Origin of the sequence: Streptomyces sp. ALB3, assembly GCF_044385685.1 — a bacterium.
Classification (GTDB): domain Bacteria; phylum Actinomycetota; class Actinomycetes; order Streptomycetales; family Streptomycetaceae; genus Streptomyces.
Map to the genome: position 1 here is coordinate 74,455 of NZ_JBISCE010000046.1, position 17,713 is coordinate 92,167.

At 73.3% G+C, this 17,713-nt stretch carries 15 protein-coding genes; 5 read left to right on the top strand and 10 right to left on the bottom strand.

What is annotated here, in order from left to right; genetic code table 11:
- Positions 1 to 32: 32 nt before the first annotated feature.
- Entirely contained in the window at positions 33 to 917 is an 885-nt protein-coding gene (locus tag ACHFIV_RS30360; protein ID WP_398975678.1) for a helix-turn-helix domain-containing protein, read from the bottom strand.
- A 318-nt stretch (positions 918 to 1,235) separates the two neighbouring features.
- Here ACHFIV_RS30360 and ACHFIV_RS30365 point away from each other — a divergent pair, with 318 nt between their 5' ends.
- Positions 1,236 to 1,796 carry an ATP-binding protein gene (locus tag ACHFIV_RS30365; protein ID WP_398975679.1) on the top strand — a complete coding sequence of 187 codons (561 nt, stop codon included), beginning with the start codon at positions 1,236 to 1,238 and terminating at the stop codon, positions 1,794 to 1,796.
- Positions 1,797 to 1,846: 50 nt separating this feature from the next.
- On the opposite strand, the gene ACHFIV_RS30370 is transcribed toward ACHFIV_RS30365, so the two are convergent.
- The 4 genes from ACHFIV_RS30370 to ACHFIV_RS30385 form a co-directional block, all read right to left on the bottom strand.
- Positions 1,847 to 2,089: a DUF397 domain-containing protein gene (locus ACHFIV_RS30370; RefSeq protein ID WP_033296523.1), complete on the bottom strand. Its 243-nt coding sequence runs from the start codon at positions 2,087 to 2,089 to the stop codon at positions 1,847 to 1,849.
- Positions 2,090 to 2,412: 323 nt separating this feature from the next.
- On the bottom strand, positions 2,413 to 4,494 hold the full coding sequence (locus tag ACHFIV_RS30375) for an FUSC family protein (RefSeq protein ID WP_398975681.1): 2,082 nt from the start codon (positions 4,492 to 4,494) through the stop codon (positions 2,413 to 2,415).
- 36 nt (positions 4,495 to 4,530) lie between these two features.
- Entirely contained in the window at positions 4,531 to 5,724 is a 1,194-nt protein-coding gene (locus ACHFIV_RS30380; RefSeq protein WP_398975683.1) for a DUF2786 domain-containing protein, read from the bottom strand.
- 28 nt (positions 5,725 to 5,752) lie between these two features.
- Complete coding sequence (locus tag ACHFIV_RS30385) at positions 5,753 to 6,682, bottom strand: NADP-dependent oxidoreductase (protein ID WP_398975685.1); 930 nt, start codon at positions 6,680 to 6,682, stop codon at positions 5,753 to 5,755.
- A gap of 154 nt (positions 6,683 to 6,836) precedes the next feature.
- On the opposite strand from ACHFIV_RS30385, the gene ACHFIV_RS30390 reads away from it, so the two are divergent.
- Entirely contained in the window at positions 6,837 to 8,543 is a 1,707-nt protein-coding gene (locus tag ACHFIV_RS30390) for a bifunctional 3'-5' exonuclease/DNA polymerase (protein WP_398975687.1), read from the top strand.
- A 63-nt stretch (positions 8,544 to 8,606) separates the two neighbouring features.
- Here ACHFIV_RS30390 and ACHFIV_RS30395 read toward each other — a convergent pair whose 3' ends face one another.
- Positions 8,607 to 9,488 carry a dioxygenase family protein gene (locus ACHFIV_RS30395; RefSeq protein WP_398975689.1) on the bottom strand — a complete coding sequence of 294 codons (882 nt, stop codon included), beginning with the start codon at positions 9,486 to 9,488 and terminating at the stop codon, positions 8,607 to 8,609.
- A 57-nt stretch (positions 9,489 to 9,545) separates the two neighbouring features.
- Positions 9,546 to 10,916, bottom strand: coding sequence for an alpha-lytic protease prodomain-containing protein (locus ACHFIV_RS30400; protein ID WP_398975691.1), 1,371 nt, complete (start codon positions 10,914 to 10,916; stop codon positions 9,546 to 9,548).
- A 270-nt stretch (positions 10,917 to 11,186) separates the two neighbouring features.
- On the opposite strand from ACHFIV_RS30400, the gene ACHFIV_RS30405 reads away from it, so the two are divergent.
- Positions 11,187 to 12,242, top strand: a complete 1,056-nt coding sequence (locus tag ACHFIV_RS30405) for a DUF2804 domain-containing protein (RefSeq protein ID WP_398975693.1) — start codon at positions 11,187 to 11,189, stop codon at positions 12,240 to 12,242.
- A 36-nt stretch (positions 12,243 to 12,278) separates the two neighbouring features.
- Positions 12,279 to 12,959 (top strand): aminoglycoside phosphotransferase family protein, encoded by a 681-nt coding sequence (locus ACHFIV_RS30410; protein ID WP_398975695.1) that lies wholly within the window; start codon positions 12,279 to 12,281, stop codon positions 12,957 to 12,959.
- Between the two features lie 185 nt (positions 12,960 to 13,144).
- Here ACHFIV_RS30410 and ACHFIV_RS30415 read toward each other — a convergent pair whose 3' ends face one another.
- Positions 13,145 to 14,014 carry a sulfurtransferase gene (locus tag ACHFIV_RS30415; RefSeq protein ID WP_398975697.1) on the bottom strand — a complete coding sequence of 290 codons (870 nt, stop codon included), beginning with the start codon at positions 14,012 to 14,014 and terminating at the stop codon, positions 13,145 to 13,147.
- Positions 14,015 to 14,133: 119 nt separating this feature from the next.
- Positions 14,134 to 15,351, bottom strand: coding sequence for an aromatic acid exporter family protein (locus tag ACHFIV_RS30420; protein WP_398975699.1), 1,218 nt, complete (start codon positions 15,349 to 15,351; stop codon positions 14,134 to 14,136).
- 530 nt (positions 15,352 to 15,881) lie between these two features.
- Here ACHFIV_RS30420 and ACHFIV_RS30425 point away from each other — a divergent pair.
- A complete protein-coding gene (locus tag ACHFIV_RS30425; protein ID WP_398975701.1) occupies positions 15,882 to 16,460 on the top strand; it encodes a GNAT family N-acetyltransferase in 579 nt (192 codons plus the stop codon).
- Positions 16,461 to 16,481: 21 nt separating this feature from the next.
- Here ACHFIV_RS30425 and ACHFIV_RS30430 read toward each other — a convergent pair whose 3' ends face one another.
- Entirely contained in the window at positions 16,482 to 17,702 is a 1,221-nt protein-coding gene (locus ACHFIV_RS30430; RefSeq protein WP_398975703.1) for an acetyl-CoA carboxylase biotin carboxylase subunit family protein, read from the bottom strand.
- Between the last annotated feature and the right edge of the window lie 11 nt (positions 17,703 to 17,713).

Below are 17,713 nucleotides of genomic sequence, written 5' to 3' on the forward strand. Positions count from 1 at the left end.
GACTCCTGTCGGTCTGTCATCGTACTGGCGAATCAGGCCAGTTGAAGGAGACCCCGGAGAAGATCCCGGCTCTCCTCGGGGCCCGGGCTGTCCTCGTGAAGCCGGGCCATGGCTTTTTCGTACTGGGCGACTTCTTCGGCCTTGTCCAGATAGAGCGCACTTGTCAGCTGCTCCAGATAGACGATGTCCGACAGATCGGATTCCGGAAAACGCAGCATGGTGAATGCCCCGCTCTCACCGGCATGGCCGCCGAAGCTGAAAGGCATCACCTGGAGGGTGATGTTCGGCTGCTCCGACATGTCGATCAGGTGTCGCAACTGGGCGCGCATCACCTCACGTCCGCCGTACGGACGGCGCAGCGCCGCCTCGTCGAGCACGGCGTGGAAGCGGGGGGCGCGCTCGGAGACGAGCGCCTTCTGCCGCGCCAGCCGTAGGGCGACCCGGCGGTCGATCTCGGCTGCGGGCGCGCCGGGCATGCCGCGCGCGACGACCGCGTGCGCGTAGGCCTCGGTCTGCAGGAGACCGTGCACGAACTGGACCTCGTAGATCCGGATGAGCGAGGCCGCCCCCTCCAGACCGATATACGTCTGGAACCAGCCGGGCAGCACATCACCGTAACTGTGCCACCAGCCCGCCACATTGGCCTCACGGGCCAGGCCCAGGAGCGATTCCCGCTCCGCCTCGTCCGTGACTCCGTACAGCGTGAGCAGGTCCTCGACGTCCCTGGCCTTGAAGCTCACCCGTCCCAACTCCATGCGGCTGATCTTCGATTCGGAGGCGCGGATGGAGTAGCCGGCCGCCTCACGGGTGATGCCGCGCGACTCGCGCAGGCGCCTGAGCTGTGAGCCCAGAAGGATGCGCCGCACCACAGAACCACTCGACTCGCCTGCCGACACCGGCTTCCCAACCCTCCCCATCGCTTCCCTTGCTCCGGGGTTCCCCCGAACCCCGGAGGCGGATTCTGCCACCAAAACGCTTCAGCCCGTACTCATTCGATTACAGAGATGGCAAGACTTTCCGAAAGCTCCAAAACTGTGAAGTGGAAGAAATGAGTCCGAACCGGCACGCTACCGGGCAGAACCGCCGCGTGCACGTGCATCTGCCCTTGCATCTGCTCTGCGCATTGGGAACCATGGTCCTCGCGCACCTACGTGCTCGTTCGTGCAGTGCCGCTGTACCCGCAGTGCCCGCCAGAAGCAGTGCCGCTACAGCCGCGAATCCCGGGAGTGCCTCGCATGGGGACGAATGGATCGACGACGCTCGAGCCGTTACGGCAGGGGCTTCCCCCCATCGACCTCTCGGCGGTCGCGGGCTCGGCTTCCTGCACGCTCCCGGCCAGGTTCGAAGCGGTGGGCGGGGCACGGAGGTTCACCCGCACGACACTCACCTCCTGGGACCTGGGCGACCACTTCGACGACGTCGCCCTCGTCGTGTCCGAGCTGGTCACCAACGCGCTCCGGCACGCCCTCCCGGCCGAGGCGGCACGGGGGCGCCAGGACACTTCCGTACGGCTGCACCTGATGCGCTGGACGTCACGGCTGGTCTGTGCCGTGCGCGACCCCAGCGAGAGGGGTCCGGTGGCGGGCGAGGCGCCCGATTCGGCCGAGTCCGGCCGGGGGTTGTTCCTCGTCGAGTCGTTCAGTGACAGCTGGGGCTGGCACCCCTCCCCCGTGCCGGCCGGGGACACGCCGCCCGACGGCGGACTCGGCAAGGTGGTCTGGGCCCTGTTCCGGCTGACGGACCAGACGGCGCCGGAACGCCCCTGCCCGCTCGACGCGTTCTCCGACAGCCTGTAGTCACCACCGGCGGCGGCGTGCGGCCGGGTCGGCGGTGAACTCCGTAGCGGTCAGCCGCCCGCGGCCAGGTGGTCGAACTCCCCGTCCTTGACGCCGAGCAGCAACGCCTCGATCTCGGCCGGCGTGTAGACCAGCGCGGGCCCGTCAGGGTGGCGCGAGTTGCGCATCGCCACATTTCCGCCGGGCAGTTTCGCGAACTCCACGCACGAGCCCTGGGAGTTGCTGTGTCTGCTCTTCTGCCAGACGACCCCGCGAAGCTCTGTGGCCGCCATGCCGTTGTACACGTGGTGCACAGGACGCTCCCCGAGTTGCAAGGTGCAAATGTCAACTAGCTCGGATCATAGCTGTGTTCATATGCCAATGCATGAGCAGATGCACGTGCACGCCGGGTGCGCACGCGATTACAGCGTCGCCCACTGATCCGCGCGCTCCTGCGTCCGCCCCTCTCCCCACCTCTATGAGGAACAGACGCACGGAACGCCAATTCGGCTCCCGTTCACAGAGATTGTTCAGTGCGCCCTGGTTACCGGACACGTCCCTCCGGCCGTGAATCCCCGGGGATTTCCGCACTCGCCGCACCACCCGCCCCCTGCCGGGCGCTCTTCGCGGCTGCCTCCTACGCCCGCCCGCTGCTGATCTCCAGCGCCCGGGAGAAGTCCTCCAGCGCGCGGAGCAGCAGGGTGGCCCCGTTGCGCACGAAGGAATCGGGTGGGGGCCCCTGGGCGGCGTCCTGGCGTGCGAGCACCTCCCTGACCCGCTCCCAGTCCGGCACGCGACGCTCCCGCACCGCCTTGGCTCCCTCCTCGGTGGACCGGCGAAGCGCCTCGGCCAGTCCGGCGGCCTCGGGCACGGGCGTGGCGGAGGCGGCGGGGAGATGGGCCTCCATGAGCATGGCGACCCGTCCGAACTGGGCGAGCGCGTCCTGGGCGTCCGCCGCGGAGGTCCTGGAGATGCCCCGGTGGCGTACGGGCTCGTGCCGGGCCGTCTCCAGCGCCTCCTGCCAGGCGACGCGGGCCTCCCGGGTGGTGAGGAGAGCGCCGCGCACGTCGTCCGGACTCCTGGACGCGGGATCGGCGTACCGGTCGAGGACCGTGGCCGCGTAGCGCCCGTCCGTGATCACCCAGGTGGCGAGCCGGTCGCGCAGCCTGGGCGTCTCCCAGGCCGGGTAGAGGGCGTACGCCGCCATGGCGAGGAGCCCTCCGGCGAGCGTCAGGACGACCCGCTCGGGCACGGTCTGCGACCAGTCGTCGCCCGCCATGCCGAGCAGGAAGACGACGTAGGCGGAGACGCAGACCTGGCTGACCGCGTACCCGGTGCGCATCAGCAGGTACATCAGCCCGGCGCTGACGACGGCGAGCAGGGCGGAGAGCTCCGCGTCCGGGTGGGCGGCCTGCACGATGCCGGTGGCGACGGCCACGCCGAGCACGGTGCCCAGGAAGCGGGCCACCGACCGCGAGTACGTCTGGGTGAACTCCGGGCGCATGACCATGACGGCGGTCATGGGTGCCCAGTAGCCGTGGCCGAGCGGCAGCACACCCCCGATCACATAGCCCGCCGCCGTCACCGCCGACACCCGTAGGGCGTGGCGCAGGATCGTCGACCCCCGGTGCAGCTCGCGGCGCATGGAGCGGTAGATGACGGGGACCAGCCGCAGCAGGGTGGGCCGTCGACGGTGCGGTACGAGCGGCTCGCCGGGCGTCCGGTCGTCCGTACCGGTCCCCTCGGCGATCTCGACGACGTCGGCGAGCAGCGAGGTGAGCCGGTCGGCGGCCCGGCGGGGAGGGCCGGTGAGGATGACCTCGGTGTCGGGTGACTTGAGTACGGACAGCGCCGTCTCGTCCAGCCGCACCGGGTCCCCGTGGCGGACCGCACGGGCCGCGGAGTCGAGCAGGGATCCGGCCGCGCCGAGGATCTCCCGCGCCCAGTAGCGTTCGGGTCCCTCGGCCGGGACGCCCAGGGCGGGGTCCGCCAGTGAGGCGAGGACCGGCCGCAGCCGCTCGGCGACCCCGCGCGCGCCGTGCAGGTCGGCGGGGCGGCGCCGGGCCTGGCGCGGGGTGACGGCGGCGGCGTTGCGCGCGGTCATCAGGGGTACGGGGTCGAAGGGCGCGACCGGGTCGTGCCGCAGCCTGCGGGCGTAGTCCGCCTCGCCGGCCAGGGCGTCGGCGAGGGCGTCGCGCTGGGCCCCCCACCTGCGGACCGGGAACAGCACGATCAGGGCCGCCTGGACGAGCCCGCCGAACGCCATCATCGCGGCGTGTGCGGCGGCGTCGGCGACGGATGTGGGCAGGGTGATCGTGACCAGCATGATCGCCACGTTGGAGCCCGCGATGATGCCGCCGGTCGGGCCCGCCGCCCAGGTCATCCCCGCGGCGAAGGTCCACAGGACCAGCAGGACCAGGAACAGGACGGTGTGGGAGACGGTGACGTAACCGACGAAGGTCGACACCGCCAGACTGGCTCCGGAGACCAGCGCGAGTACCGGCCTGGGGCGCCAGCTGCGCTGAAAGGTCGCGATGGCCGCCTGGAACGCGCCGAACGCGGAGCCGGCGGCGATCGCCGGGCCGAAGAGCGCCAGGCTCACCCCGACGACGAGGGCGAGACCGGCGGCACCCCGCAGCGCGATGAGCGGTTCGAGACGTCGCCGCTCGATCGTCAGCCCCGAGCGGGCGGTGTCCCTCAGCGCCCTGAGCCAGCTCATGGAGCGAGCGTAACGGGCTTCTCCGACAATCCCGGCTTATGCCGCACCGTCGGCCTGACGGCGGATCTCCGGCTCCCCGCGCCCCATCCGGGCCCGGTCGGCGGCAGCCGTGCCGTGCGTCCACCCCTCGGCGTCCGTCGCGCCGCGCAGCCGGGTCGTGGTGGTCCTCGGGAACATCCGCTCCGCGGCACCCGTGACGGCGACGTCCCTGGCGGCCAGGACCGGAAGCAGGGCGCCGGCTTCCCGCTCACCGCCCCCGGGGCCGGCCGCCGAGCCGGCCGCCGCGGTGACCCGTGCGGTGTCCGCCGCGAGACGGCTGCCCAGGCGCTGGGCGTACGCCATCAGGAAGGATTGCCGGAAGGCCTTGGTCCGCTTGCGTCCGCCGGCCCGCTGCCCTGCCTCCGCCTTCGTCATCGCGGCGGTGCCCTGCACCAGCAGGGAGGTGAAGAGCAGTTCCACGGCCTCCAGGTCCGGTTCGAAGCCCACGACCGTGGAGAAGCCGAGATCGCTGTTCCAGACGGCACGGCAGCGGTTCGCCGAGGCGACGGAGTCGAGCAGGACGGCCTTCGCGCTCTCGTACGGGGCGTCGACCCCGATCCGCAGGGCTCCCGGCGTATCGGCACTGTGCGTACGGGCCGCGAGCAGCGCCTCGTCGATGCTGTGCCGGGCCATCAGCTCCTGCGCCTTCGTGGTGAGCGCCTCGGCCTCCTCCGGGAAACCCGTCGCCTCCGCCTTGGCCAGCAGGGCCCGGATCCTGGTGAGCATGCGGGGCTCGCCAGGGGCCGGCGGCCGGTGCGGGGCGCCGGCCGCCGTGCCGGGCGGCGGACCCACCGGCTCGATGACCGGGAGCCGCAGCAACAGCCGGAACAGTTCGAGGAGGGCGGAGGCGTACGTGAAGCGGTCGGGCCGGTTGCGGGGCGCCGGGTCGGGCATCGCGGCGAGCTGGTCCGCCCAGCGCGCCGGCAGCGCCCCGTACCCCGCCGTCTCCGACGCGATCAGCCCGGCGGCGAGCGCGGCCCCGGCCTCGTCCAGCTCGCGCCGGACGGTCCGTACGACGTCGGCCGGCTGCCAGCCGCGCTCCCAGGCCCGCCGGACGAACTCCTCACCCCGGCGGTGCAGCTCCTCGTCGGCGGACGGGTCCGCGGCGAGGAGGGAGGCGCCGGTGTCCAGGCCCGCGTCGCCGTCCGAGTACAGGGCCGCGGCGCACGCCCGGTCGATCACCGATTCCATCCGGCCAGGGTAGGCGGCGGCCGGCCGCTCAGCCCTCCCCGGGGAGCAGGACGAGCTTGCCGCGCACATGCCCGGCCTCGCTGAGCTGCTGGGCACGCGCCGCCTCCCCGAGGGCGAAGGTCCGTTCCACGGGGATCCGGAGGCCGCCCACCGCCGCCGCCTCCGCGTGCTCCGCCAGCCGCCTCCCCTCGTCCGGGCTGCTCCCGCCACCCGCCGAGAAGGCCACCCCGTAGTGGGCCGCCTCCGGGTCGGCGATGGTGGCGATCCGCTCGGCCGTCCCGCCGCGCAGCTCCACCGAGTCCGCGAGGGCGCCCCTGCCCGCCACGTCGAACACCGCGTCCACGCCCTGCGGCGCGGCCTCCCGCACCCGGTCCACCAGCCCTTCCCCGTACGCCACCGGGACCGCGCCGAGCACCCGCAGGTAATCGTGATTGGCCGGTGAGGCGGTCCCGACGACGGTTGCCCCGCGGACCGCCGCCAGCTGGACGGCGGCGGAACCGACCGCGCCGGACGCCCCGTGCACCAGCAGGGTCTCGCCCGCCGACACCGCGAGCTCGTCGAGCACGCGGACGGCGGTCGCGGTCGCGACGGGCAGCGCGGCGGCCTCCGCCCAGCCCAGCCCCTCCGGCTTGGGCGCGACCGCGCCCACGTCGGCCAGGACGTACGCCGCGTACGCCCCGGTCGTGCTCCGGCCGAGGACCTCGTCACCGACCGCGTACTCCGTGACGCCCTCGCCGGTCTCGTCGACGACCCCGGCGAACTCACTGCCGGGTGTGGCGGGCAGCGGAGTGGGGAACGCCGCCTCCATCCACCCGTTGCGGATCTTGTGGTCGATGGGATTGACCCCGGCCGCCCTGACCTCCACCCGGATCTGCCCGGGGCCGGCGTGCACGTCCTCGACCTGGGCCAGGCGCAGGACCTCGGGGCCGCCGAACTCCTCGAACACGATCGCTTCCATCACCGTCTCCTCCACCGCCTGCCGGATCCCCGTGCGCGCCGCGCGCACCGCACCCCGATCCTCCCGGCAGTCGCGCGGGCCCGCCCGGTGAGCGGCGCGGCGCGGCGTCCCTCGCCGCGGGCCGCTGTCAGTGCGGGGTGCGAGACTCGGCCGCATGACCGAACGCTGGGCTCTGGCCCCCGCGGAAGGAGGCGGCGCACTCCTCGCGCCGCTGACGCGCGACGGTCTGCCCGCCGGCCCCGTCCTGGCCGAGCCCGACCTCGTCGAGTCCGTCCGCTCCCGCCCCGGAGTGGTCCGCTGGGTGTGGCGTTCGACCGCGGGGATCTACCCCCGGCTGCTCGCGGCCGGCGTGCGGGTCGAGCGGTGTTACGACATCGAGTGCGCCGAGCTCCTGCTGCTCGGCCACGAGGGGCGGCTCGGGGAGCCGCGCTCCGCCGCCTCGGCCTGGGCACGTCTGCGTCACGCGCCGGTCCCACCCGATCCGCCGCCCCGCTCGGCGGAGCCCGGCTCCCAGTCCTCCCTCTTCGAACCGCGCTCCGGGACCGACCTGCCGTTCGACGCGCTGCTCCAGGTCTACGCCGAGCAGCTGCGCCGCCACGACGCGGCGGAGCACCCCGGCAGGATGCGGTTGCTCACGGCGGCCGAGTCCGCGGGCATGCTGGTCGCCGCCGAGATGAACGGCGCCGGGCTCCCCTGGCGGGCCGACGTCCACCGGGAGGTGCTGCACGAGCTGCTCGGCGAGCGGTACGCCGGCGGGGGCGAACCACGCAGGCTGGCCGAGGCGGCGGACGAGGTGTCGGCGGCCTTCGGCAGACGGGTGCGGCCTGACCTGCCGGCCGATGTCATCAAGGCGTTCGCGCAGGCCGGGATCAAGGTCAGGTCGACCCGGCGGTGGGAGCTGGAGGAGCTCGACCACCCGGCGGTGGAGCCGCTGATCCGCTACAAGAAGCTGTACCGCGTGTGGACGGCGCACGGCTGGAGCTGGCTGCAGGACTGGGTACGCGAAGGCCGTTTCCGCCCCGAGTACCAGCCGGGCGGCACGGTCAGCGGACGCTGGACGACCAACGGCGGCGGGGCCCTCCAGATCCCCAAGGTGATACGCCAGGCGGTCGTCGCCGACGAGGGCTGGCGGCTGGTCGTGGCGGACGCCGACCAGATGGAGCCCCGCGTGCTGGCCGCGATCTCCCGCGACCGGGGACTGATGGAGGTGGCCGGGCACGAGGGCGACCTCTACAAGGCCCTGTCGGACCGGGCGTTCCACGGTGACCGTGACCACGCCAAGATCGCACTGCTGGGCGCGATCTACGGACAGACGTCGGGAGACGGCCTCAAGAACCTGGCGGCCCTGCGGCGGCGGTTCCCGCATGCCGTCGCCTACGTGGACGACGCGGCGAAGGCCGGCGAGGAGGGACGCCTCGTCCGCACCTGGCTGGGCCGCACGAGCCCGCCCGCCGCCGGGGCCGGCGAGGACGGGGAGGCGGGTATCCCCCAGGAGAGCGAGGAGACACCGGCCGGGGACGGCGCGAGCACGTACGGGTTCGTTCCGGGCTACGCCTCGTCGAACGCACGGGCGCGCGGCCGGTTCACCCGCAACTTCGTGGTCCAGGGCAGCGCCGCGGACTGGGCGCTGCTGCTCCTTGCGGCGCTGCGGCGGACGCTCGCCGCCGAAGGGATGCGGGCCGAGCTGGTGTTCTTCCAGCACGACGAGGTGATCGTGCACTGCCCGGCCGGGGAGGCACCCGCCGTCGTGGGGGCGATCCGCGAGGCGGGGGAGCTGGCGGGCCGGGTCGCGTTCGGTCGGACACCGGTGCGTTTCCCATTCAGCACGGCGGTCGTCGAGCGCTACTCGGACGCCAAATGACGCAGGCCGGCGGCCGGACGTCCGGGCCGGGGCTGAGCCCCGGCCCGGACGGGTGCCGCGTCTCTACCCGCGCTCCCACAGCGCGGGGACCAGCGGCGGCTCCCACCCGGCGACGGCCGCGTGTGTCTGGAGACAGCGGTACGGGAGGCCGCCGTGGGTCACACGGTCACCGGCACGGTAGGAGGTCCCCGCCGCCCAGATACGGCCCGGCGGCCCGGTAGGGGGATCAGTCGGCGGGTCGGTGGGGTCCGGCTGCTGCGCGACGTCGAGCACGAAGTCGAAGGTGCCCTGCCGTCCGGATCCCGCGGTGCGCACGTACATCAGCAGCGCCGGGTCGTAGAGGGCGTCGGTGGCGTTGCGCGGCTCACCCGGGAAGTACAGCTGCGTGGTCAGCACGGGCCGGCCGGGTGCCTGTGCCTTCACGTGGATGTGCCGGGTGCGGCCGGGGTACAGACCGGCCACCACGGTGGTGAGCGTGAAGGCGCCGTCCGCACCGGTGAACTGGTGCCCGCGGAAGGCGAATCCGCTCATGTCGTAGGAGCCGCGGGCGTCCGCCTGCCAGAAGTCGAGCAGCACCCCCGGCAGTGGCCTGCAGGCACGGCCGAACACGTAACCGCTCACGGTCAGCGGGGTGCCGGAGGTGCCGGGGGCCACCAGGCTGGTTCGCAGCGGGGAGTCGGGCTTGAAGTAGGGGCCCTCCATCTGCGCGGGGGTCGGGTCGTCCCCGTCGTCGCACGCCGGCGTGAGCGGCAAGGGGGTGCCCCGGTGGCCGGTGTCACGGGCCAGGGCGATGCTCCCGCCGGTGATCAGGGGCACGGCACCGGCTGCGAAGGCGGCCCGCAGGAGGTTCTTACGGCTGAGCGGGCGGCCGGCCGGGCCGGCGTCGGCGGCACCGTGCGAGCCCCCACCGATGGCTTCCGGGGGCACGGCTGAACTCTCGGTCATGGCTGATTCCTCGGGGTCGACGGAATTCCTCGGAGCGCGGGTGCGAGGGCGGGGCCGTCAGATCCGCTGCCAGAGCGCGGGGACGTTCGGCGGCTGCCAGCCGGACTGGGCCCGGTGCCCCTGCAGACAGCGGTAGCTCGCACCGCCGTAGGTCACCACCGCACCGGCGGCGTAGGTCGTGCCCGCGGCCCACGTGCCGCCCGGCTCGGTCGGCGGGTCGGTCGGGTCGGTGGGCGGATCCGTCGGTGTACCGCTGGTGACGAGGGTCAGTCCGTACGCGGCCAGCGCCGGATTGACCGGCTGGTAGTACGTCGTACCGCCCTGGGAGCAGTTCCCGGAGCCGCCGGAGGTGACGCCCTGCGCCTGGCTGCCGGAGATGAAGGAGCCTCCCGAGTCACCGGGTTCGGCGCACACACTGGTGCGGGTCACGCCGGAGATCGTGCCCTCCGGGTAGGTGACACTGCTGTTGTGCTGCTGGATGGTGCCGCAGTGCCAGCCCGTGGTGGAACCCGAGCGGCAGACCGAGGAACCCACCACCGCCTGGGTGGACCCGGCCACGGTCACGTCGCCCTTGCCGTACCCGTTCACCAGGGCCCGGGGGGTCCAGTTGGCGTTCGTCGCGACCCAGGCGTAGTCACGGCCGGGAAAGGTGGAGCCCTGGAAGGACCCCTGTGACTGCTGGTTGACCCCCGTGGTGGTGACGCCGGGCGTCCCGCAGTGCCCGGCGGTGACGAAGCCGTTCTGCGTGCCGCGCTTGACGGGGAAGCCGATGGAACACCGGCCCGAGCCGTTCATGTAGTACGCGTCGCCGCCCCGCAGATCCGCGTAGGCGCGGGGCCGCTCGGCCGAGCGGTCGATGCGCACCAGATCACGGGCCACCCCGGCGGCGGTGAGGAGACGGTCCGCCGCCGCTGTCCTGGCGGCGTTGACCACCAGGCGGTTGGTGCGGACGTCGACGTACCAGGAGGGCACGTCCCGCGGCGCGTTGTCCAGTGCCACCTCGTCCAGCGCCGCCTTGGCCGCTTCCAGGCGGTCCAGGCTGTGGCCGACGACCTCGGCGCGGGCTCCCGCAGCGGTGATCCGGGGGACGTCGGCGCGGTCGGTGGTGGCGACGGTCACGACAGCCGCGTCCTCACTCAGACGGGCTCCGGCGAAGTCCGCGCCCAGGCTCCTCTCCAGGGCCGCCGCCACGGCCGCCGCCCGGTATTCGCCGGCTATCCGTGCCCTGGCCTCGTCCGCGTCGAGACCCAGGTCGCGCTTCATCGCCTCGACCAGTCCCGGCGAGAGCCGGTCAGCGGTCGCGGGCGCGGCGCCGTCCGTCTGGCCCGCCGAGGCGACACCGGTCAGACCGGCGAGGGCGAGCGCGCCGACCGCCACGGTGGCGGCTCCTGCGGCGAACGCGCGTCTGCGGAGCATGGCTGTCTCCACGTCACTCTCCTTGCATGCAGGGGGCTTCCGGCTCCGGGGGAGCGGAGCCGGCGGGGGAACTGCCGAAAACGTAGCGGCGCGCCTTCCGGCACAGGAGATCCCGTCCGTCCCCTACCGCCGCGTTATGGGGTGCCCCCGCCACCGGAACCGGGCCGCCCGCGCGGGGCTCCGGAAGCCGGTCCGGGCCGCCCGCGCAGGGCCGGGCGGACCCCACCCGGCGCGCGTGGAGCCGTGACCTGGCGGGACGCCGTGCCGCTATAGGCTCCGGCCATGGCGACGCACGAGCACGAGATCACCGAGCCCGTCGACCTCTGCCTGCCCGACGGCAGCCTGAACCCGGCTGCCGTCGGCTGGTCCCGGAAGCCGCTGCACCGCGCCAATCTGAAGGGCTGGGGCCGGACGAAGCGGTGGGAGCACTGGTGCGTGACCACACCCACCCATCTGGTGGCCCTGACCGTGAGCGATCTCGACTTTCTGGCACTGAACACGGTGTACGTCCTGGAGTTCGGCCCCGGTGGACGCGAGTTCGAGTGCTCCTCGATCGTCCCCGCCGGCCGGGGCGTCCGTCTCCCGGACACCGTCGCAGGGGCGCCGGGCTCCGAGGACGTGGTCGTCGGTCCCGCCCGGCCGACGAGGGGCAAGGTACGCATCGAGATCCGGGACGAGAACGCCGGGACGAGGCTGCGGGCCCGCTGCCTGACCCCGGAGCGGCTGCCGCTCGAGGTCGGCCTCCTGGTGTCGAGGCCGGAGGGACACGAGTCGCTCTCCGTCGTCGTGCCGTGGAGCGAGCAGCGCTTCCAGTACACCTCCAAGCACACGGCGCTCCCCGCCACCGGCCGGGTACGCATCGGCAGCGAGCTCCTGACGTTCGGCGGGGAGGACGACGAGACGTGGGCCGTCCTGGACCACGGGCGCGGGCGCTGGCCACGCACCGTCGCGTGGAACTGGGCCGCCGCGTCCGGCCGTACGGGCGGGCACACGGTCGGCCTCCAGTTCGGCGGCCGCTGGACCGAGGGCACCGGCTCCACCGAGAACGGCCTCTGCGTGGACGGCCGGCTCACGAAGATCGGCGAGGAGCTCGACTGGGGGTGGTCCGCCTCCGACCCACTCGCCCCCTGGACACTCCGGACGCCCCTGTCCGGCCAGGTGGACCTGACGTTCACGCCGTTCCACAACCGGGCCGTGCACACGGACGTCGGCCTGATCGCCAACCGCACCGACCAGCGCTTCGGGTACTACGACGGCCGGATCCGCACCGACGACGGCGCCGACATCGCCGTGGAACACCTCCTGGGCTGGGCCGAGGACGTTCACATGCGCTGGTAACTCCCCCGGGCCGGAGGGCGCGGGTAGGTTTCCCCCATGCATATAGGCCCGCTCCTGGCATCGGGACGCACCGCCGACGTGTACGCACTCGACGGCTCGTGGGTCCTGCGCCGCTACCGTCCCGGCATCGACACCACCGGGGAGCTGGCCGTGATGTCGTACCTCTCGGCCTCCGGCTTCCCGGTCCCGCGTATCGGTCCGCCCGCCGACGGGGCGCTCCCCACGGACCTGGTCCTGCAGCGGCTGACCGGTCCGACACTGGCCGAGGCCCTGCGGACGGGCTCCGTCACCGGGGATGACGGGGCAGGCCTGCTCGCCCGGCTCCTGCGCGAGCTGCACGCGATGCCTCCGCGTCTGTCCCAGGACCCCGGCGACCGGATCCTGCACCTGTGCCTGCGTCCGGAGACCGTGGTCCTGGCCTCCGAGGGCGCCGTGGTGACCGACTGGCTGACCGCGGACGAGGGACCGCCCGCCCTGGACCGCGCCATGACCGCACTGATGCTCGCCCTGCCCGCCCTCGGCCCGGAGCACCCCGGGCGCCCTCCGGCCCGGGAGCTGCTCACGGCGCTGCTCTCCCGGTTCTCGGACGACGGCGGCGTGTCCGCCGACGCGCTCGCCCACGCCACCGCCCTGCGCGCCGCCGACCCGCGGCTCACCGCGCACGCGGTGGAGGAGCTGGACGAGGCGGCGGAACTGGTCGCCTCGCTGGTGGCCTGACGCGCCGCTCTTCTCCCCCGGGCAGACCTAGCGGCACGGTCCGGCGGTTCGTCGCGTCGGCCTGCGGAAGGCCCGGCGGGTGGAGGACGGTGCGACGACGGCGCGGCCACGGGACCGAGCGCCCCACGGCCGGAGAAGGGTGAGGCGGACACAGGCGAACGGAGGAGCTGACGGCCTCCGCCGGGTCAGGTACCCGTCTCGACCGGCAGTTCCGAGCGCAGTCCCCATTCGCTCCAGGACCCGTCGTACACGGACACCTCGCCGTGTCCGGCGAGCTCCGCCCCGAGCGCCAGGACGCACGCCGTGACACCGGACCCGCAGCTGACGACCAGCCGCTCCCTGCCCCCCGCCGACGCCTCGAACACGGAGCGGAGCTCCCCCACGGGGAGCATGCGGCCGTCGCGCTGGATCTCGGGGAAGGGCAGGTTCACGGCCCCCGGCATATGGCCGCCCCGCAACCCGGGCCGGGGCTCCGCGGCCGTACCGGCGAACCGCTCTCGGGACCTCGCGTCGAGTACGGCCGTGCGCGGGTCGGCCAGCGCCCTGACGACGGCTTCACTGCCGACGAACGCCCCGGGGCGCGGCCGGGCGGTGAAGTCCCCCGCCCGCTCGGCTCCCCCCGGCGCGCGTGCCTCCACCGGGAAGCCGGCCCTCTCCCAGGCGGGCAGCCCTCCGTCGAGCACCGCGACGCGGTCCGAGCCCATCGCGCGGAGCATCCACCAGGCGCGGGCGCTGGAGTAGATCCCGGCGGTGTCGTAGACGACGACGGTGTCCGTGTCGTGCACCCCCAGGGCGCGCATCTCCTCGGCGAACACCTCCGCCTGCGGCATCGTGTGCGGCAGCTGTACGGCCTGGTCGGACATGGCCCCGTCGATGTCGAAGCGCCGGGCTCCCGGGACGCGCCGTCCGACAGCGCGGTGCGCCCCCACCGAGGCGTCCAGGACGACGGTCCCCGGGGCCGTGAGCCGACGCGCGAGCCACGCCGCGTCGACGAGCGGACCGGGCGGGCCCTCCGCCCCGTCGTCAGCGGCTGTGCTCCCCTGCCCACCGGTCATGAACGAACCCCCCGCGTCGCGCTGTCGCGTATCCGTGCCGCGTACGGCATCCGTCCCCCGGCCGTCGCGGCCCGCTCAGCATAGAGAGGGGGCGGGCGCCCCGGCCGGTCGCGGACCGCCTACCGCCGCGGCGAGCCCGGCCCGCGGTACACGTTCGCGTTCTGCGCGGCTTCCAGCAGGACCTGACCGGTGTACTGGAACTCCTCCAGCAGCCGTGTGGCCTCCGTGACGAGCATGCCGTACGGCGCCGAGGGGTCGGCCAGGGACAAGGACAGCCGGCGGGTCTCCTCGACCACTTCGTCCCGGCGCACCTCCGCCTCGCCGGCCAGCCGCTCCAGCCGTTTCGCCTGAGGGAGCAGGGTGGTCTCGTCCAGCGTCGTCAGCACCTCGGCGACCGCGGCGGCGGACTCGAGGAACGCCGCGTAGCGCCGCAGGAACGGCCGGACGGCCTCGTCGTCCTCGCGGGACCGGTCGAGACCGCGGACGAGCGCGGCCACCTGGTAGAGCGTGCGTTCCAGTGCGCCGAGCACGGACTCGTAGCCCTGGAAGCCGGGCAGCGCCCGGTACCGGCGCAGCAACCGCCGCGGGTTGAGCTGAAGGCTCTCCTTGGCGGTCTCCAGGCCCGACCTCGCCTGGTTGATCGTCCCTTCGGTCCGTTGCGCCCGGGCCCGCCACCCGCCCGTGGTGTCCTGGTCGGGCACGCCCTCCGCGAGCTGGGGGTACATGTCGGCGAGCAGGTCGTGCAGGGTGTGGGCGAGGCTTCGGATGCCGTACTCGGCGCTGCGGTAGCGCAGTGGCGGGGCCACGAGGACGTTGACCGCGGTGCCGATCGCACAGCCGACGAGGACGAGCAGCACGATCTCCCCCAGCCGGAAGACGCGCTGGGCGTCCCCGGACGACGAGGTGTACGTCGAGAAGGCGAAGAAGGCGGCGGTCGCGACCTGCGGTCCCTGGGCACCCAGCACCGGCCATCGCCCGAGTGTGAGGGCGATGAGGGCGACGAGCACGAAGGTCAGCAGGTCAGGGCCCGCGAGGAACCCGAGAGCGGCCTGCACCAGGACACCGGCGACGACGGCACCGACATAGCGCAGCGACTGCACGATCGAGCGGTAGACCGTCACCTGCATGATCAGCACCGCCGAGAACGGGGCGAAGGCGGGTGAGCGGGCGTCGAGGAGGTCGTAGGCGACCAGCCAGGCCAGGGTGGCGGCGAGCGTGCTCTTCCCGATCACCAGCAGCGTCTCGCGCTCGTCCCCCGCGTAGGAGAAGGCCCGTCGCCACCACTGGACCACGGCGCCGGTCCGCCCCGTGTCCGCCCCCTCGGTCGCCTGTGTCATTCGCGTGTCCTCCGTCGTCCGGGCGGCATCGTCCCCACCCGGTCACCTGCGCTCGTTCGAGTGCCCGGGGAAACGCGGTCGAAGCCCTCCCGGAGGAATCCGGCTCCCTCCGGCGCGCAACCGGCCTCCGTTCCCGCCCGGCACCGCGCACGCCCCGGCGACACCCTCCATCGCCGCGGGCCGGCGCCGGGCGACGCGGGCCCTCCCCGCAGTGCACGGGTCCTGACCGCGCGGAGGACGCCGAACGCCGTGCCGGACATGGCTCCACGATCATCCCTCCGTGTCCCGGGGGCATGTGGAGGCGTCCAGACGATGACACCACCGCGCCCGGTGAGCCCAGGTCAGGGGGGCCAGGGCCGGCAGGGCGCCGGGTCGGCTCTCACCGCTGCCGTGCGCGCCTGCGACCGCGGATAAGGGCCGCAGCAGCACCCGGAAAGGCAGGAGCCCCAGGGCACGGCGAGTGAGTCCTGCGGCTTCCACCCCGTACCGGCCTCCGCGCGAAGGCGGTCGAAGCGTGATTTCATGCTGCGGTGGGAAACCGGACCGACTCTCCTTCGGAACAGGCGCCCGGCTGCCGGGTCCGATGGCGTGAAGGCTCCGACCTCGACGCCTGCGTGCAGGTGCTGGCCGACGTGCACGAGTGCGACGGCTACCCGGAGGAGTGGCCCGAACGCCCCGGTGAGTGGCTGGCCCAGCCCTCTCTGTGCGCCGCCTGGGTGGCCGAACTGGACGGGAAGATCGTCGGCCACGTCGGCCTGACGAGGGGCGGGGCGGAGGACCGGGCGCCGGGCCTGTGGAGCCGTCGTACGGGTGTACCCGTCGAGAAGGCCGCCGTGATGAGCCGTCTGTTCGTCTCCCCCGTCGCACGCGGCCACGGTGCCGGCGCCCTGCTGATGGAACGTGCGACGCGGGAGGCCCGGCTGCGCGGACTGCATCCGGTCCTGGACGTCCTGACCTCCGACGCGTCGGCCGTCGCCCTGTACGAACGCCTGGGGTGGACCTGGCTGGCCACCGTCGACCAGCGATGGGGCCCGGACCGGACCGTGGCGGTGCACTGCTACGCGGCGCCCGTCACTCCCGGACCCGCTCAAGGCCCGTGCGGGGCGTGAGCGTGCCTCCGCCCGTGCGGGTCACTCGAAGGTGAAGGTGAAGACCGAGCGGACCTGCTCGGCTGTCCTGTGCAGCTCGGCGACGCTGTCGGCGGCGATCATGGCCTCGGCGAAGAAGTTCTCCCGGTCCATGGTCACCACGCGGAAGTTCTCGAACAGGTAGCCGTCCACCACCCCGGGAATCCGCTTGAGCTCCTCGACGGAGGTCGCGCTCGCCAGGGTGCCGACGCGGTCGGCCTCGAAAGGAAGCATGGCCAGCAGCTCGGTGCCGCCGGTGGCCGCCTCGGCCAGGACGCCGTCCAGGCGCTCCCCGAGCGCCATGCGTACCGACATGTCGATGGAGTCGACACCGCAGGCCCGTTGGGTGGCCGACCGGTACATACGGCCGCCGGGACGCGGATTGATCTCGACCAGTTCGCAGGTGCCGTCCGCGCGCGTCCGCCCTTCGACGTGCAGCCAGCTGTCCCCCAGGCCGAGGGAGGCGCACAGCGCCCCGACCCGCTCCGACAGCTCGCCCGCGGCAGAACGCACCCGCGCGGAGACCGGAGGCGAGACGAGGAGTCCCGCGTCGTGGTGCCGCCGGTCGTCGTGCCCCGTCTTCTCGACCTCGAAGAGCGGATGGAACCGGCCGTCCAGCACCGGCCCGTCGACGGAGAACTCGATCCCGTCGATGTACTCCTCCACGATGACGTCCGTCTCCGGACCCGCGGCAGCGGCCAGCTCCTTCAGGCAGGAGACGAGCTCGGCAGCGTCCTTGGCACGGCGGACGAGGCGTGAACCGCCCGAGTCCTGGTCAGGCTTGACGATGACGGGGTACGAGGTGACCGCGTCGGTGTCGAGGGAGGCGGCGGTTCCGGCCGCGAAGGCCAGCGAGGACAGGCCCCGGTCCGCCATGGCCGCCCGCACCCGTGCCTTGCTCAGCAGGACTTCGCGGCCGTGCTCGCCGCCCGTCAGTCCGTAATGCCGCGCCGTGCGCACCTGCCAGGAGATCAGCGAGTCCACGAAGTTGACGACGGCTGTCGGCGCCACGTCCGCCGCCCCGAGCGCCGCCACCAGTTCCTCCAGGCTCGCCGTCTCCCAGTCGACCACGACGTGGGCCGCGCAGTGGGCGCGGTTGACGTCCTCCGGCTCGTCGGAGACCAGGACCGGGCGGCGTCCCATGTCCGAGAGCATGCGCGAGACGAGGCGCACCCCGCCCTCGAAGCGCTTGGAGTAGATCAGTACGTCTTTCTCTTCAGCCACGTCGTTGCTCG

Excerpts from the sequence above, each read along its gene's own strand:
- ACHFIV_RS30360 (WP_398975678.1), bottom strand. The coding sequence starts at position 917 with ATGGGGAGGGTTGGGAAGCCGGTGTCGGCAGGCGAGTCGAGTGGTTCT.
- ACHFIV_RS30365 (WP_398975679.1), top strand. The coding sequence starts at position 1,236 with ATGGGGACGAATGGATCGACGACGCTCGAGCCGTTACGGCAGGGGCTT.
- ACHFIV_RS30375 (WP_398975681.1), bottom strand. The coding sequence starts at position 4,494 with ATGAGCTGGCTCAGGGCGCTGAGGGACACCGCCCGCTCGGGGCTGACG.
- ACHFIV_RS30380 (WP_398975683.1), bottom strand. The coding sequence starts at position 5,724 with ATGGAATCGGTGATCGACCGGGCGTGCGCCGCGGCCCTGTACTCGGAC.
- ACHFIV_RS30385 (WP_398975685.1), bottom strand. The coding sequence starts at position 6,682 with ATGGAAGCGATCGTGTTCGAGGAGTTCGGCGGCCCCGAGGTCCTGCGC.
- ACHFIV_RS30390 (WP_398975687.1), top strand. The coding sequence starts at position 6,837 with ATGACCGAACGCTGGGCTCTGGCCCCCGCGGAAGGAGGCGGCGCACTC.
- ACHFIV_RS30395 (WP_398975689.1), bottom strand. The coding sequence starts at position 9,488 with ATGACCGAGAGTTCAGCCGTGCCCCCGGAAGCCATCGGTGGGGGCTCG.
- ACHFIV_RS30405 (WP_398975693.1), top strand. The coding sequence starts at position 11,187 with ATGGCGACGCACGAGCACGAGATCACCGAGCCCGTCGACCTCTGCCTG.
- ACHFIV_RS30410 (WP_398975695.1), top strand. The coding sequence starts at position 12,279 with ATGCATATAGGCCCGCTCCTGGCATCGGGACGCACCGCCGACGTGTAC.
- ACHFIV_RS30415 (WP_398975697.1), bottom strand. The coding sequence starts at position 14,014 with ATGACCGGTGGGCAGGGGAGCACAGCCGCTGACGACGGGGCGGAGGGC.
- ACHFIV_RS30420 (WP_398975699.1), bottom strand. The coding sequence starts at position 15,351 with ATGACACAGGCGACCGAGGGGGCGGACACGGGGCGGACCGGCGCCGTG.